This window comes from Pseudomonas asgharzadehiana (genome assembly GCF_019139815.1).
Classification (GTDB): Bacteria; Pseudomonadota; Gammaproteobacteria; order Pseudomonadales; family Pseudomonadaceae; genus Aquipseudomonas; species Aquipseudomonas asgharzadehiana.
Genome location: NZ_CP077079.1, coordinates 3,499,391 through 3,515,123, shown reverse-complemented (window position 1 = coordinate 3,515,123; position 15,733 = coordinate 3,499,391). Strand labels below are relative to the sequence as shown.

Annotated in this window: 13 protein-coding genes; 2 read left to right on the top strand and 11 right to left on the bottom strand. The window is 62.0% G+C overall.

All coding sequences use genetic code 11. The features are described from left to right. Positions 1-152: 152 nt before the first annotated feature. From KSS96_RS15810 to KSS96_RS15800, 3 genes are all read right to left on the bottom strand, one after another. Entirely contained in the window at positions 153-860 is a 708-nt protein-coding gene (locus KSS96_RS15810) for a hypothetical protein (protein WP_223271464.1), read from the bottom strand. 497 nt (positions 861-1,357) lie between these two features. Continuing rightward, the gene (locus KSS96_RS15805; protein WP_137220123.1) at positions 1,358-3,220 is read right to left on the bottom strand and encodes a TonB-dependent siderophore receptor; all 1,863 of its coding nucleotides are present in this window, start codon (positions 3,218-3,220) and stop codon (positions 1,358-1,360) included. 21 nt (positions 3,221-3,241) lie between these two features. Continuing rightward, positions 3,242-3,733, bottom strand: a complete 492-nt coding sequence (locus KSS96_RS15800) for an Lrp/AsnC family transcriptional regulator (RefSeq protein WP_217855064.1) — start codon at positions 3,731-3,733, stop codon at positions 3,242-3,244. Positions 3,734-3,854: 121 nt separating this feature from the next. Between KSS96_RS15800 and KSS96_RS15795 the strand changes: the two genes are divergently transcribed. Further along, complete coding sequence (locus KSS96_RS15795; RefSeq protein ID WP_217855062.1) at positions 3,855-4,892, top strand: histone deacetylase family protein; 1,038 nt, start codon at positions 3,855-3,857, stop codon at positions 4,890-4,892. Positions 4,893-4,953: 61 nt separating this feature from the next. Then, positions 4,954-6,360, top strand: coding sequence for an amino acid permease (locus KSS96_RS15790; protein ID WP_065878971.1), 1,407 nt, complete (start codon positions 4,954-4,956; stop codon positions 6,358-6,360). Positions 6,361-6,405: 45 nt separating this feature from the next. Here the strand turns inward: KSS96_RS15790 and KSS96_RS15785 are convergent, their stop codons facing one another. The 8 genes from KSS96_RS15785 to KSS96_RS15750 all read right to left on the bottom strand — a co-directional run bounded on the left by KSS96_RS15785 (position 6,406) and on the right by KSS96_RS15750 (position 15,720). Further along, positions 6,406-8,937: an autotransporter family protein gene (locus KSS96_RS15785; protein WP_217855060.1), complete on the bottom strand. Its 2,532-nt coding sequence runs from the start codon at positions 8,935-8,937 to the stop codon at positions 6,406-6,408. Positions 8,938-9,218: 281 nt separating this feature from the next. Further along, positions 9,219-9,980: a PIG-L deacetylase family protein gene (locus tag KSS96_RS15780; protein WP_017528444.1), complete on the bottom strand. Its 762-nt coding sequence runs from the start codon at positions 9,978-9,980 to the stop codon at positions 9,219-9,221. 176 nt (positions 9,981-10,156) lie between these two features. Further along, entirely contained in the window at positions 10,157-10,816 is a 660-nt protein-coding gene (locus KSS96_RS15775) for a glycosyltransferase family 2 protein (RefSeq protein WP_068931958.1), read from the bottom strand. After that, a complete protein-coding gene (locus KSS96_RS15770) occupies positions 10,813-11,412 on the bottom strand; it encodes an SAM-dependent methyltransferase (protein WP_068931957.1) in 600 nt (199 codons plus the stop codon). The genes KSS96_RS15775 and KSS96_RS15770 overlap by 4 nt, the downstream gene beginning before the upstream one ends. Next, on the bottom strand, positions 11,409-12,167 hold the full coding sequence (locus KSS96_RS15765; RefSeq protein ID WP_017528441.1) for a PIG-L deacetylase family protein: 759 nt from the start codon (positions 12,165-12,167) through the stop codon (positions 11,409-11,411). The genes KSS96_RS15770 and KSS96_RS15765 overlap by 4 nt, the downstream gene beginning before the upstream one ends. Then, the gene (locus KSS96_RS15760) at positions 12,164-13,189 is read right to left on the bottom strand and encodes an acyl-CoA dehydrogenase family protein (protein ID WP_017528440.1); all 1,026 of its coding nucleotides are present in this window, start codon (positions 13,187-13,189) and stop codon (positions 12,164-12,166) included. Before KSS96_RS15760 ends, KSS96_RS15765 begins: the two co-directional genes overlap by 4 nt. Then, a complete protein-coding gene (gene glgX, locus KSS96_RS15755) occupies positions 13,161-15,320 on the bottom strand; it encodes a glycogen debranching protein GlgX (RefSeq protein WP_065878983.1) in 2,160 nt (719 codons plus the stop codon). Before glgX ends, KSS96_RS15760 begins: the two co-directional genes overlap by 29 nt. A gap of 133 nt (positions 15,321-15,453) precedes the next feature. Continuing rightward, on the bottom strand, positions 15,454-15,720 hold the full coding sequence (locus tag KSS96_RS15750; RefSeq protein WP_017528438.1) for a DUF2934 domain-containing protein: 267 nt from the start codon (positions 15,718-15,720) through the stop codon (positions 15,454-15,456). Positions 15,721-15,733 lie beyond the last annotated feature (13 nt).

Sequence of the window (15,733 nt, the reverse complement as noted above, 5' to 3'; positions counted from 1 at the left end):
ATCCCTAACGCATTAAAGTTTGTCAGCCGCTTGATCCGCGCGACTGTTTAGTTGAATCACCGGACTGTTTTGCGCATCCCGGTGATTCAATTCGCAGGTTAGGGAGAGGTGTCAGCAAGGGTAAGTATCGTTACCGTAACAATGCGTCGCCGTTAAGTGGCCACGGCGCGCCCTGGTGTTACACCGCCGTCTACCGCAAGAAAACCCTGGAGGGCATGACAGATTGACGACGCCAGTTCCTGTTGATGGGCGATCGCGGTGTAGGCCGCGCGATTGAATTGTTCCGACCAGGCCACATAGCCGGTTGTCACGTCGATCAAACGCACGGACGTTCTAACGCGCTCTGAATCAACATGAACGCTGCCTTCCAGGCGGTGACCAATGCCCTCATGCGCAAACGCGGCAATGGTTTTATCGGGCGCGTAAAGGGTGCGAGTGCCTGCATAATCGACGATTATTTTTCGTCCCAGGTTTTTGTATAAGTGGTGGGTCAATTCTTCGTGCAGCCCTTCGGTAAAACAGAGCCAGCCTGCGTTTGAAGAAAGACATTTGAAGGGGCAGATACAAAACACACTGGCGGTTTGAGCGCCGTCGAGATTGATCGAGCAGCGCTGGAAAGTCGGCATGTAACACCCCAGGGGAATCACTATTCTCAACTTCGCGTCTGCACCGTAAGTGGCATAGTAATTCTTCAATTTCGCCCTTAAGCGGCCCACTTGAACGCGAACCACCGGGTCGTCCCCCGTGCTGTACGAAACCGGGTTTCGGTCAAATACACCGATGCCAATGGCGTATTCACTGGTATCCCGCACGGACTCCCGAATCGCCTGTTCAACCAGGTAAGTCAGCAAGCGACTCATACGTGGGGAGTGCTTGAATATATCACTGGATAACAATATGTCTCTGGCGGACCTGATATCACATGGTTCAACAAGGTCGCGACCCAAATACGTGAGACGTGTATCAGTCATAGCAAAATTTCCTCTGCGTCCGTTCATAGAAAAAGTGCTTGCATGCTAAATGACTGAGTTCGATACGCTCCTGCGCAGCCTGGTATTTGCCAATTAGCATGGTTCACAACGGCTGCCCATTGCGCTCGAATCAAAACGTTTTTGTGAATGTCTATCGCCGTCAAACTGCTTTCAACTTGCTCCGGTAGTCTAGTCCCTAATCGACCGCTGCCTAAGTATCTTTACCGTAGCGCGCTCCAGGTTCGCCGCCGGCTACTCACGGGCGAAGCTGTCGAGGTTCAGCGGGGCTGTGCAGCCCCGCGCGGGACACGCCCGCTCACCCCAACAGCCTATTGGCCCTGGATTTTTCGCTCAGCGAAAGTTGGGTAGATACCTATGCCTATCGGTCAGAACGTGTACTTGGCCGTCAGCATCATGTTGCGTGGGTTGCCGTAGGCGTCGCCGCCGTAGTCCGCGGAGTTGGCGATGGTGGAGTAGTAGCGGCGGTCGAAAATGTTGTTGGCGTTGAGTTGCAGGTCTATGTGTTCGTTGACCTTGTAGCCGGCCATCAGGTCGGTGACGGCATAGGCGCCCTGTTGCAGGCGGTAGCTGCTGCCATTCGCCAGTGCGATGTCGTTGTACATGCGGCTCTGCCAGGAGATGTTGCCGCCCACGCGGAATTTTTCCAGCGGGCCCTGAAGGTTGTAGCGGGTGGTCAGTTTGAACAGGTGCTCCGGTGTGTCGGTGTCGAACTGCTGGTTAACCTTTTGCGGGTTGGCGTCATCTTTGATGGTATGGGTTCGCGCGTAGGTGTAGCCACCGCCGACCTGCCAGTTGTCGGTCAGCGCGCCTTGCAGTTCGAAGTCGATACCCTGGCTGCGGATCTCGCCGGAGGCTTCGTAGCACTCGGTCTGTGGGCAGTTTTGCACGGTCACTTTGGTGGCGCGGTTTTGCTGGTCGACACGGAACAGCGCCACGCTCGCATTCAGCGCGCCACCGAGGTATTCGCCTTTGATGCCGACCTCGTAGTTCTTGCCGACAATCGGCTTGACCGGCGTACCGGCGGTGTCCTTGGCACTCTGCGGGGTAAAGATATCGCTGTAGCTGACGTACACCGAATGTTGGTCGTCCAGCTCGTAGATCAGGCCCGCGTAGCGCGTGAGGTTGCGGGTGACCTTGTAGTCGCTGGCGTTGCTGCCATGGGCGTCGTAGTCATACCAGTCCAGGCGCCCGCCGAGGATCAGCTTCAGCGGGTCGGCCAGGCTCAGGCGCGTGGTGAGGTAGAAACCGTCCTGGGTGGTGATTTCACGGGTGTCGGTGGTATGGAGAAAGTCCGGTTTGCCGGCTGTCAGCGGCCAGTAGCTGTCATACGGGCTGTAGTCATGGGTGGTCATGTCGTAGATGCGCCGGCTGGCGCCCACCACCAGTTCATGGGTGCGCCCGAACGCCTGGAACGGGCCGCTGGCAAAGGCATCGACGCCGGCCTGGTTTTCATCGTAGGCGGCCTGGTAGACCGTGCGCGCCAGCGTCTTGTCGGCGGCCCAGCGCGATTGGTAAGAGCCGGAGAACAGCGCATTCTGTTCGGCGTAGTTGGCGTTGATTTGCAGCTTCCAGTCATTGGCCAGTTGCTGGCGCAGTTCGGCGAAGACGGTGTTGATTTCCTGGTCTTTGTTCTCCCAATCGGTGCCTGGGTTGTAGGCGCGCGGCAGGTCCAAATGATGGCCGTCCCGACCGATCATGGAGGCGCCCCAGAAATAGTTGGTTTTGTCCTTTTGGTTCGAATAGCCGAGGGTCAGGGTGGTGTCCTCGCTCAAGTCGGCCTCGGCGACGGCGTAGAACAGGCCGTGATACTCCTCGGCGTGATCGATAAAGCTGTTGGCGTCGCGGTACGAGGTGACAACCCGGCCACGCCAGGTGCCGCTGTCATTGAGCGGGCTGGAGGCGTCGAGTTCGCCACGGTAGTCGTCCCAGCTGCCGGCGGCCCCGGTTAGGGTGACTTTCTGTTCATCCAGCGGGCGTTTGCGGATCAGGTTGATGGCCGCCGAAGGGTTGCCCGCGCCGGTCACCAAGCCGGTTGCGCCGCGCACGACTTCGACGCGATCGAACATCGCCAGGTTCGGCTGGGCGCCGACCGATGCGCCTTTGTAACCGCTGGGGATGCCGTCATACATGAGGTTGTCGATGTCGAAACCGCGTGCGGTATAGGACTGGCGGCCAGGACCATTGGAATAGTTAAATTTTTCACGCCCATTCGGCAGGCTTTTTGCCACTACCTGCCGAAATTGGCCGCTTCAATCGCGCTGTGGAATCGCCACCCGACTCGTCGCTTTCACCTCGCGCAACGCCAGGCTCGACTGGATCGACGCAATCCCCAACTGGCGCCTCAGCACGCTCTCGACAAACTCGCTGTAGCTGTCCAGGTCCTCGGCCAGCACTTGCAACAGGTAATCCGCATCGCCGGTGATTTTGTGGCACGACAGCACCTGGGGCAGGTCCCGGACCACGGCTTCAAAGGCATCCGGCGCGTGATCGGTGTGGATGGCAAAGCGCACATGCACAAACGCCATGATGTCCAGCCCGAGCATCTTGCGGTCCAGGTTGGCCTGGTAGTCCTTGATCACGCCTTCTTCCTCCAGGCGTTTGCGCCGACGCCAGCAGGGCGTGACGCTCAGGGCCAGGCGCTCGCTCAGTTGGGCGTTGGAAATACTCGCATCCTCCTGCAACAGGGCGAGGATGGCGAGATCGGTGTCGTCAAGAGCGACCTGCTTGGTTTTATTTTTCATAAATGGCTGCCACAAGGGTAAAAACACCCGATAAAACTACCAGTGCCGGAAGTAAAAGCAAAGAAAGCCCCGCATCCCCAGAACAAAATGGAGCCTGTCTTTTACTGGCGGATGTACACACATGCTGACTGTTTTTAGCGATGCCCACCGTTTGCACCATGGCACCGAATTGAAAGATGGCGTGCTCAAGCCTTCGTTCGAACAACCGAGCCGCGCCGACACTGTTCGTGACCGCGTGCGGCATGTGGGGTTGGGCGACATCATCGTGCCACGCAGGTTTGACCGCGCCTGTTACGTCAATGCCCACAGCGAACGCTATGTGGCGTTCCTTGAAACCGCGTGGGCCGAGTGGACGGCCATCGGCCGCAGCCATGACGCGCTGCCGCTGGTATGGCCGGTACGCGACCTGGCCAACCAACACGTGCCGGATTTCATCGACGGCAAATTGGGCTTCTTTGCCATGGATGCCGGTTCACCGATCACCGCCACCACCTGGAATGCGGTCAAGACCAGCGCAGACATCGCGCTCACCGGCCTGGCCCTGATCGACGAAGGCCACTACAGCGCCTTCGCCCTGTGCCGCCCACCCGGCCACCATGCGGCGCGCGAATACATGGGTGGTTATTGCTACCTCAACAACGCCGCGATTGCCGCGCAACAGGCCATTACCCAGGGCGCCCGGCGCGTCGCGGTACTGGATGTGGATTTCCACCACGGTAACGGCACGCAGAACATTTTCTACGACCGCCCGGACGTGCTGTTCATCTCCCTGCATGGCGACCCGTCGGTGTCCTACCCCTATTTTTCTGGCGCACGCGCTGAGCGCGGCAGCGGAGCCGGGGAGGGTTTCAACCTGAATTATCCGCTACCCAAAAACACCGCCTGGGGCCACTACCAAACCGCCCTGGCCGATGCGTGCCGGCAATTAACCGCCTTTGCCCCTGAAGTGCTGGTGATCTCCCTGGGCGTGGACACCTTCAAGGACGACCCCATCAGCCACTTCCTGCTCGACAGCGAGGACTTCATCGGCATGGGCCAGATCATCGCCGGTGTGGGTGTGCCGACGCTGTTTGTAATGGAAGGCGGCTACATGGTCGATGAGATCGGCATCAACGCCGTCAACGTGCTGCACGGTTTCGAAAGTAAAACCGCCGGATAACAACAAACGCTCCACCGCCTTTTTTCTGCCAAAACTCAAAAACATAACAAGAGGTTTTGTGATGAAAACAACCACGCCCGGGCTTTGCGAAAAGCCTGCGTTGCAACGCACCCTGAGCAACCGCCATATCCAACTGATGGCCATGGGCGGTGCGATCGGCACCGGCCTGTTCATGGGCTCCGGCAAGATCATCGCGCTGTCGGGTACTTCGATCATCCTGATCTACATGATCATCGGGCTGTTCGTGTACTTCGTGATGCGCGCCATGGGTGAGCTGCTGCTCTCCAACCTGAATTTCAAGAGTTTCGCCGACTTTGCCGGCGCCTACCTGGGGCCGCGTGCGGCGTTCTTCCTCGGCTGGTCGTATTGGCTGAGCTGGAGCGTGGCAGTGGTGGGGGATGCGGTGGTGGTGGGCGGGTTTTTCCAGTACTGGTTTCCCGACGTGCCGGCCTGGATGCCCGCCATGGGCATGTTGCTGACGCTGTTCGCATTGAACGTGCTGACGGTCCGGTTGTTCGGTGAGGTGGAGTTCTGGTTCGCGATCATCAAGATCGTGGCCGTGGTAACTCTGATCAGCGTGAGTGCAGTGCTGATCGCCAGCTCGTTTGTTTCGCCCACCGGTGTCACCGCGTCCCTGGCTCACTTGCTGGACAAACAGGCAGCGTTCCCCAACGGCCTGTTCGGGTTTTTCGCCGGGTTCCAGATGGCGATATTCTCGTTCGCCGGCACCGAGCTGATCGGCACCGCCGCCGCCGAAACCCGTGCGCCCGAGAAGACCTTGCCCAAGGCGATCAACTCGATCCCGTTGCGCATCATTCTGTTCTACGTGCTGGCCTTGGCGTGCATCATCGCGGTGACGTCGTGGCAGCAGGTGTCGCCGAGCAAAAGCCCGTTCGTGGAGTTGTTTCTGGTGGCAGGGTTCCCGGCCGCGGCGGGCATCGTCAATTTCGTGGTGCTGACCTCGGCGGCATCGTCGGCCAACAGCGGGGTGTTTTCCGCCAGCCGCATGCTGTTCGGCCTGGCCGACTTGGGGGATGCACCGGGGATTTTCCGGCGCCTGTCGCGCAGCAGCGTGCCGTTTATCAGCCTGGCGTTTACCACCCTGTTGATGGTGCTCGGCCTGGTGTTGCTGTTCGTGGTGCCGGAGGTGATGACCGCCTTCACTATCGTGTCGACGGTGTCGGCGATCCTGGTGATTTTTACCTGGTCGACCATCCTGGCGTCCTACATCGCTTACCGCAAAAAACGCCCGGACCTGCATGCCAGCTCCGTCTACAAAATGCCCGGCGGTGTGCCGATGGCCTGGTTCAGCCTGGCATTCCTCGCCTTTGTGCTCTGCCTGCTGGCGTTGCGCCCGGATACGCGCCTGGCGCTGTGCGTGATGCCGGTGTGGTTTGCCTGGCTGGCGATTGCCTTCCAGTTTTCACGGTTCAAGGCTGTCGGCGTGGCCAACCCCGGTCACCGGTGATGGGCGTCAGTGACTGGCGTGGCGAAGGGCGCGGGCGTTTGCTGATCAGAACGCCATGCGCAAGCCGAGGGTGCCTTGGCGGCCATTGTCGGCTTGGCTGTCGAGGTTGCGCCTGTACCCGGCTTCGCCATAAATGCTCAGGTGTTCAGCGACCTTCAATGTGGCACCGACACTCACATCGAGGGTGCTGGCCTGCTGTTCTGTATCAATAGCGGTGTGCCCCTCAAACGTGGCGGTGTTTTGCCCGGCGCGGCTGTGCCACACATTCGCCCGCGCGTACGGCTGAAACGGCAGGCTACGCCATTGATAGTCGCCACGCAGGCGTACGCCAAGGCGTGTCGTGAGCGTGGTGTCGGCCTCGTACGACACGCGCGAAATGCCGTCGTTCTGGCTGTCGAGGCGGGTTTTGCCGACGATCACTTGTGCCTGAGGCTCCACCACCCACTGGCGGGTCACCGGCAACGGCCAGCCAATTTCAGCGGACGCCGTGAGGTTATGACCGCGGGTTTTCATCTTCACCCCACGGTTCGACTCGTTGTTGCCGTTGAAGCGCGTCCCCATCAACACCAGGTCGAGGTAAGCCTGGTTGGCGCCGATCAACGTCCAATAAACCCCCAGGCTGTCGCCGCGCAAGGTGGTCTTGCCGGCGTCCTTGTCCTGCCAGCCACCGTTGAAGCCTTTGACATTGCCTTTGAGCGTGCTGTGGCCAACGAAGAACCCGCTGCGTTGCACATGACCGTTTGCAGTGGTGCCGGCATACAGATCACTGCCCACTTGGAAGCCGAACAGCGAACGGTCGAGCGTCGGGCTGACCGTGCCGGCAAAGCTCTGGCGCGCGCTGCTGCCATACACCCGCCCCCAACCGGCCTGGAATGCACCACTTTGCCGTTGTTGGCTCTGGTCGCCCATGCGTTCGTGGAAGGTGCCGAGCATGCCACGCACCATCTGCTCGGTGGCGGGGAACAGGGCGGCGTAAATCGACACTTCCGGCCGGTAAAACGGCGTCGGCGCGCCCCCCGTGCTGGCCGGCAGCGGCGGGGTGCCTGGCGCGGGGACGACTTGCGGGGCCGCCGGCAGGGTCGAACGCAGGTAGAAGTTATCGGCGGTGCCGGGCGTTACGCCGCCCTGGAACAGATGATATTCATACGCACCGGCCGACAAGGGTGCCTCAAGGCTGAAGGCCGTGGCGCTGCTGGTGGCACCGTTGAGCGCCTGCACCACCTGGATGCCATCCTGCAACGTGGCGGCGCCGGCGCCGCCTGCGTTGATCACATTCAGGCGGGTGGTGCCGTCGAGGCTGCCCTGGCTCACCACCAATCTATCGCTGGGCGAGCCGTCGCCGTCGAGCCGGCTGTTGAGCGCGAGCCGCCCGCCATTGCCGGTGTAATTTCCGTTGATCGTCAGGGTATCGCCAGTGCCCGCATTGGCGGCAGCCATGTTGATAAGGCCACTGTTGTTGACGTTAACCCGCTGGCCGGGTGTAAACGCTTCGATTACGCCGGTAGCGGCCTGCAGCTCACTCGTACTGTCGAGGTTCAGCGTACCGGTGCCGGACGCGCTATCGCCCAGCTTGAGCGTGCCGCCCAGAGACAGTTGCGCGCCGTTGCGCATGTCAATGGTTTCCCAGTTGGGCAACACGGCCGGGTCGCCGGCTTGGGTGTTGTCCAGGGTCAGCGTGTCATTGCCCAGGCCGCCGTCAACCCACTGTGCCGCAGCCAGTTGGGCACGCGTCAGGTTGTGCAACGACGCGGTGTCGTCACCCGGCCCTGCCATCACCGGGGCGTGGAGGTTGCCACCCGTCCAGGTGAACCGGTCATTGCCGAAGCTGAGCAACACTTGGCCCTTGACCTCACCCCCGGAGACGGTCACACGGTCGTCGCCGCCGCTGACGCTGATATTGCCGCCAATAACGCTGGTGCCCGACACCTCGATGGTGTCTTTGCCGAACCCGGTCACCAGGTTGCCGACAATGGTGCCTGCGCTCATCTTGAACACGTTGTCATCGAGCTTCATATCAACCCGCCCGATGGTGCCCCCGGTCATAGTCCCATGGTCACCGTCTTCAAAAGCCCCGGTGATGGTGCCGCCGCTGATCTCAAATTCGTCCAGGCCGTCTCCCTGGGCGAGTGAGGCGATGGTGCCGTCAGTCATGACAAAACGGTCCTGGCCCGAACCTTGGACCATCGCGCCGGCCTGGCCGCCGCTCACCTCTATCACGTCTTTGCCGTCGCCCTGATGCACCTCCCCCGTGATGCTGCCCAGGTCCAGCCGAAAGAAATTGTTGCCGTGGCCCTGGTCGAGGTTGCCATCGATGCCCGCATTCGGGCCGTTCACGTTGACCCTGTCGTTGCCGTCGCCATAGCTCACGTTGCCGGCGATCCGACCCGTCGCGGTGAGCGTCAAGGTGTTGTTGCCGCCGGTATCGGTAAAGCCCGGCGCCGTGGCGCTGTCGCAGTTGGATATGTCATCGCCGGCGGTGTTGTTGACGCTGCACGCCCCCCGCGAGGCTAATGGCCACGTCGCCAATGCAAGCGTCAACGCAATACCCAGGTACAACGAAAGTGTCCGTGTGCGCATGATCCGTCCTCAATCGAGGTGAATAGTGCCCCAGCGCCTGCAAAGGCAGGTGCGGGCCAGACCATGACAACGTCACGCGCGATACGGAACAGGGACTGCGGGTTACCTTTCGAAAACACCGGCCAATGCAAGGGGTTGGCATGGCTTTCTCGACTGCACCTTACCTGTGCAGCACTTTTTGCACCTTAGCCACACATCAAGCAGCGGGCTACTGTCAGAACTTACAGGTCTAGACGAGTGGCGGGCTGACGGGAGCCGCTCGGGGAACTCCCGCCTACCGTCTACAAAAACACGATCTCATAGGGCTCGCGCATGCGCTCAAGCAGCACCTGCGCCAATATCGGCGGCAGGCCGATCTCGGGGTCGCCCATCAGTTGGCTGGCGTAGGCGTGGGCGGCGTGGAGCTTGCGTGCCACGGCCCAGCTGTTCAAGCGCACTTTGCGTGCACGGTGCCAGGGGATCGCCGCGCTTTCGCGGGCGGGCCAATGCCAGGCCCGGATCGGTAATTCATAGAGCTGCGCGCCCACCTGGCTGCACGCCTGGGCACTGGCGCGGCCAACGGCATCGTGGTCGGCGTTGCCGTCATCGCGCCAGGTGGTAAACACCACGTCGCCCGGTTGCAGGTAACGCGCGATAAACGGGCTCAGTTGCGCTTCGCGGGCCGCCAGGGCGTTGTCACAAAAACCGCCACGTATCCACTTCAAGCTGTGCAACGGCATGCCCAGGCGGCGCAGCGCTTCGGCGCTTTCCTGGGGGCGCACCACGCTCAAACGGCTGGCCGGCCACACCTGGGAACCAGGGTGGCTGGCGCTGCCATCGGTGATGGAGATCAACTTCAAGGGGTGTTCCAGGGTGCTGAGCAATTGCAGCAGACCGCCGCAGGCCAGCACTTCATCACCGGGGTGAGGCGCGATGACCACCACGCGTGCGCCGGCGGGCACCAGCGAGGCAGTGGCGATCGGCGGGATTTGCGCCAGTTGCGGCGCGCTGTTCCAGATTTGTGCGGGGCCGCGACGGCCTTCGCTTAAGTAGGCAGGCTTCATGGTGTTACATCCTTGTCGATTGATGCCGGGTCGTGCCCCGTTGACGGGACGACACTCTTTTATTCACCACAGACTCCGCCGTGGTGGGCGCATGGCCATTCAGTCCTGAATGACCAGCAAGGCGTCATCAGCATAGTCAAGTATCCAGGGCTTGACCTTCAGCACACTGGTTTTTTTCAGGGCGCCTGCATCAAGCTCTTCAAATAATCACCAAAGCCACCCTGGGCACGGGACTCCAGGCGTGCGCTGGTGGTCACTTGGGGGGCATGGCTCCAGGCGATGGAGGCACCGCAGCGTTCCAGATCGCGCACCAGTTGAGCATCTTCATGGCACGCCAAGGGTTCGAAGCCACCCGCACGTATATACGCATCCGCGCTCACCCCCAGGTTGGCGCCGTGGATGTGCCGATGCCCGTCGCGTGCCTGGTAGTTCTGGTGATAGCGGATCTGCGCGGCGGGGTCGAAATCTTCATCCCAGGCTTGTACCGTCACCGTGCCGCAGACCGCGTCGGCCTCAAGCGCGAGTTGTGCCACCAGCCAGTCCGGCGCGACCCGGCTGTCGGCGTCGGTGCAGGAAATCCAGCGCGCACCTCGGTCCAGCAAATACTGCGCACCGATGCCGCGTACCTGGCCGACATTGCGTGCTTGTACTTCCAGCCTGTGTACCGGGTACGCCTGGGCAATGACCGCACTGGCGTCGCTGCAACTGTCGAGCACTACCAGGATCTGTACCGTTTCGCCCAGCAAGCCTGGATGGCGCGCCGCGATCATCGCGGCGTCCAGGCACTCGGCCAACAATGCTTCTTCGTTGTGTACCGGGATCAGAATGCCGATCATCGCAGGCCCTCAAGGCTGGCGACCGAAGTACCGTCGCGGCACCACAGGTCGAGGAGAAAGTCGTGTTCGTGATGGCTGGCGACTCGTGACATGCCCAGCCGTTGCTCAAGCAGGGCATGTACCTGCTCGGCAGTCTGCGGGCACCCCTCGATAGGTGGGCGCCAATGGCAGGCGAGCAATTGGCCGTCGTCGCTTAAAGAGGCGAGGGCGCGTTCTATCACGCGGCACAGGTCGTCGGCATCGAGGTAGTAACACAACTCGCTGAGCACGATCAGCTCAAATTGCCCCGCAGGCCACTGCTCGGGCAAGCGAGCCTGCCGCACCTGCGCGTGGGGCACACCCAGCAGGCGGTTGCGCGCCAGGTTGACTGCCGCCGTGGCGGTGTCGCAACACAACAGTTGGTCGCAACGCGCGGCCAGTTCAACGCTCAGTTCGCCATTGGCGCAACCCGGCTCGAAGATCGCGGCGTAGCGCGGGCGCGTCAGCATCGCCAGGGTCAGGGCACGCTTGCGGCGCTCATACCAGCGTTGGCGGAATGCCCAGGGGTCATCGTTTTCGGCAAACAGCCGGTCGAAATATGGGGTGGCCACACTCATACGAATACCACTTCAAAGGGTTGCAGCAAACGCTCCACCACATAAGGCGCCAGCACCGGCGCAAGGCCGATCTGCGGGTCGCCTTCTAACTGGCTGGCGAAGGCATGGATAGCGTGGCGCTTACGGGCCACGGCTTCGCAGGTCAGGGGGATTTTGCGTGCGCGGTGCCAGGGCACCAGGCGGTCTTCGGGGGTCGCCCAGTGCCAGGTCCACACCGGCAGCTCGTACAGCGTGGCGCCCACTGCCTGGGCGGCCGCGGCACTGGCCCGCCCCACGGCTTCGTGGTCGCAATGGCCGTCTTCGCGCCACGTGGTGAACACCACATCGGTGGGTTTTAGGTAGCGCTGGATAAACCTCATCAACTCGTCTTCGCGTGCGGCGACGTTGCTGTCGGCAAAGCCTGCGCGCAGCCACTTCAAACTGTGCAAGGGCAGCCCCAGGCGGTGCAGCGCCTGCGCCGACTCCTGCGGTCGCACCACGCTCAGGCGCTCCGCCGGCCAACGTCGGGAGCCTGGGTGGCTGGCGCTGCCGTCGGTCACCGAAATCAGTTGGATGGGCCTCCCCAGTGCGGCCAGCCCCTGCAACAGGCCACCGCAGCCGAGCACCTCATCGTCTGGATGGGGGGCGATGATCACCGCGCGATGGCCCTCGGGCACCAACTGTTCGACGCTGATCAGCGCAAGCTCGGCCATGCGCGGCGAGGTTTGCCAACGATGCAGCGGCGTACCTTGGCCGACAATCGGGTTGGGTTTCATAGCTGCCACCTCCCTGAGGGCGCGCCGGCTACCTGCTCACCGAGGCCGGCAAGATCACGTTCGGCATGGCTTTGGCGCATGTACACCGGCAAGTCCGCCATCAACTGGGCAAAGTGCGGGTCCTTGCAATACGGCCCGGCACCGAGCGCGCGGCCGACATGGTGAATCACTTGCTCCACGCTGTCTTCGATGCACGCCCGCGCTTGCTGAGCCAGTTGCCGGGCATCGGCGATGGGCGCACGGTCGATGCGCGCAGCGCTTGCGCGCAACACGCACGCGGCGCTGTGCAGTGCCCTGTCGACGGCGCCCAGATGCGCAAGCGCGTGGGGTTCAGGGCGTTGGCTGCAATGCGCGCGCAATGCCTCTGCAAGCTGTTGCGCCGCGCCGTACCAGCACGCGGCGACGCCGATCCCGCCGTGCCAGAAACCAGGGCGGGCGAGGTAATCGCCTGGTCCACCTACAGCAAGGCCTGCGGCCTCATCGAAGACAATCTCGACACTGCCCGTCGCCGCCATGCCCACCGCGCACCAGCCTTCATCCGTCACCGTAACGCCTGGCTGTTGCATCGCAACCGCCACCAATTGCTGACGGTCCGTTTCATCCCAGGCGGTCAATAACCCATGGCTCACCACCGCCGCACCGGAACACCAGGCTTTGCGCCCCAGTACCCGCAAATGCTCACCCTCACGGTACACCCGCACCTTGGCCGTTGGCGGCTCGGCGGCCCACATTCCCCACGTAGTGCCTGGCGGGGGGAGGGGGCTGTCGAGTTCGGCCATGATCGCCAGCGCGTCGGTATGGCCTTCGAACAACTTGCACAGGCGCACATCATGCGCGGCCACCTCGGCCAGGCGTCTGAAGCGCTCCAACGTCTGGCCACTGCCGGGCAATGGCAACCGATCCAGGCCCTCTGCCTGAAGGGCCTCCAGCGCCCGGCCGAGGGCTTGCGTGTCCGAGTAGCCCTGGTATTTAAGGCATCTGTGCACGCCTGTCTCACACCTCGTCTTCGCGCTGCAGCTCAAACAGCAACAGCGAGCGCCCGGTCACGGCATATTCGTGATCGAATTCAAAACGTTCCTGGCCGCGCACGGCCGGGTCATTGGTGTCGAGCATGCAGCTCCAGCTTTCACCTTCGGGCACCGGCGGCAGGCGGAAGTTGACCATGTCGTGGTGCGCATTCACCACCAGCAACAACGTGGCATCGGCGCCGGCACGGCGGATCCCGGTTTCCTGGGCGCGGCCATCCATCAGCATGCCCAGGCAGCGGCCCTGGCTGTCCTGCCATTGTTCGGTGGTCATTTCGCTGCCATCGGGCGCAAGCCAGGTCACGTCCTTCACACCGATGTCTTCGTTGTAGTCACCCACCAGGAAGCGCCCGCGACGCAGGATCGGATATGCCAGGCGCAGCTTGATCAAGCGCTTCACAAACTTGAGCAACGACTTGCCGTCATCGTCCAGGTCCCAGTTGACCCAGCCGATCTCGCTGTCCTGGCAATAGGCGTTGTTGTTGCCGTGTTGGGTACGGGCGAACTCATCACCGGCGACGATCATCGGGGTGCCCTGGGCCAGCAGCAGCGTGGCGAAGAAATTGCGCATCTGGCGCAGGCGCAGCGCGTTGATGTGCGGGTCGTCGGTGGGGCCTTCGACGCCATGGTTCCAGGACAGGTTGTTGTTGCTGCCGTCCTGGTTGTTTTCGTCGTTGTCCTCGTTGTGCTTGTCGTTGTACGACACCAGGTCGTGCAGGGTGAAACCGTCGTGGGCGGTGATGAAATTCACCGAACTGTACGGACGCCGCCCTCGATGGTTGAACATCTCGCCCGAGGCGGTCATGCGCCCGGCGAAGTCCGCCAGTTGGCCGTCGTCGCCTTTCCAGAACGCGCGCACGGTGTCGCGGAAGCGGTCGTTCCATTCCGCCCAGCCCGGCGGGAAGTTGCCCACCTGATAGCCGCCGGGGCCGCAGTCCCAAGGCTCGGCAATGAGTTTGAGCTGGCGCAGTATCGGGTCCTGGCGGCAGGCGACGAGGAAGCTATGGCGCTCGTCGAAGCCGTCGCGGTAGCGGCCGAGGATGGTCGCCAAGTCGAAGCGAAAGCCGTCCACATGCATCTCGGTGGCCCAGTAGCGCAGTGAGTCTGTCACCATCTGCAGCACGCAGGGGTGGCTCAGGTCCAGGGTGTTGCCGGTGCCTGAATCGTTGATGTAGAAGCGCTTGTCGTCGGGCATCAAGCGATAGTACGAGGCGTTGTCGATACCGCGCATGGACAGGGTCGGGCCACGTTCGTTGCCTTCAGCGGTGTGGTTGTAGACCACGTCGAGGATCAGTTCGAGCTTCTGCTCATGCAGGTGCGCGACCATTTCCTTGAACTCGGCGATCTTGCCGCTGGCCAGGTAGCGTGGGTCGGGGGCGAAAAACGCGATGCTGTTGTAGCCCCAATAGTTCGTCATGCCTTTTTCCAGCAGGTGCTGGTCGTTGACGAAAGCGTGGACCGGCAACAGTTCCACCGATGAAATACCCAACTGGCGGATGTGCTTGAGCACGTCGTCTTCCATCAGGCCGGCGCAGGTGCCCCGCACCGATTCGCCCACCGAAGGGTGGCGCATGCTGATGCCGCGCAGGTGGGTTTCGTAAATGATCGTGCGGTCCCATGGCACCCGCACCGGCTGGTCGTTGCCCCAGGTGTGCGCCGGGTCGATGACCTTGCACTTGGGCACGAAGGGCGCGCTGTCGCGTTCGTCGAAGCTGAGGTCGTCGTCGGGATGGCCGATGGTGTAGCCGAACAGCGCCTGCGACCATTTCAACTCACCCACCAATTGCTTGGCGTAGGGGTCGATCAGCAGTTTGTTGTGGTTGAAACGATGCCCGTTGGCCGGGTCATACGGACCGTACACGCGGTAGCCGTAAATCAGCCCTGGGTGGGCGTCGGGCAAGTAACCGTGGAAGATCTCGTCGGTGTATTCGGGCAGTTCGATGCGCTCCAGTTCAACTTCACCGGTGTCGTCGAACAGGCACAGTTCGACCTTGGTGGCATTGGCCGAGAACAGCGCAAAGTTGACGCCCAGGCCGTCCCAGGTGGCGCCAAGGGGGAAGGGCAAACCTTCACGAATCCGCGACGGCTCGCTGCCCGGCGTCGATGGGGTTTTATGGGGTTTGCTCATTGAGTGTTGCTCCTGCAAGGGTCTTTTTCCGGGCCGAACGCGGCCGTGCTGACCAGGGGTCAGTTGAGAAATCTGAAACGTGGGGTCACCTCCTGCCGACTGCGTCGGGAGGAGGGTTATGGCGCTATAAGGGTCAGGGTTTGGGCTTTTTCGGCGCAGCCGGTTTTTTCGCTGGCGGCGGGGCCGGTTTGCTGGCCGCCGCCGGTTTGGCTTTCGCTGCGGCGGGCTTGGGCGCCGTCTTCGGTTTGGCGGCCGGTTTTGGCTTGCTCGGTGTCAGCGCTTCGGATTCGGCCAACTTGCGCGCCATCTCCCAGTGGCGCGCGTCCTGGCCATGGGGTTTGCCTTCAGACTCCCAGATCTGATGCGCCAGTTCGCGTATGCGTTTGTCTTCGGTACTCATCGCAATGCTCCTC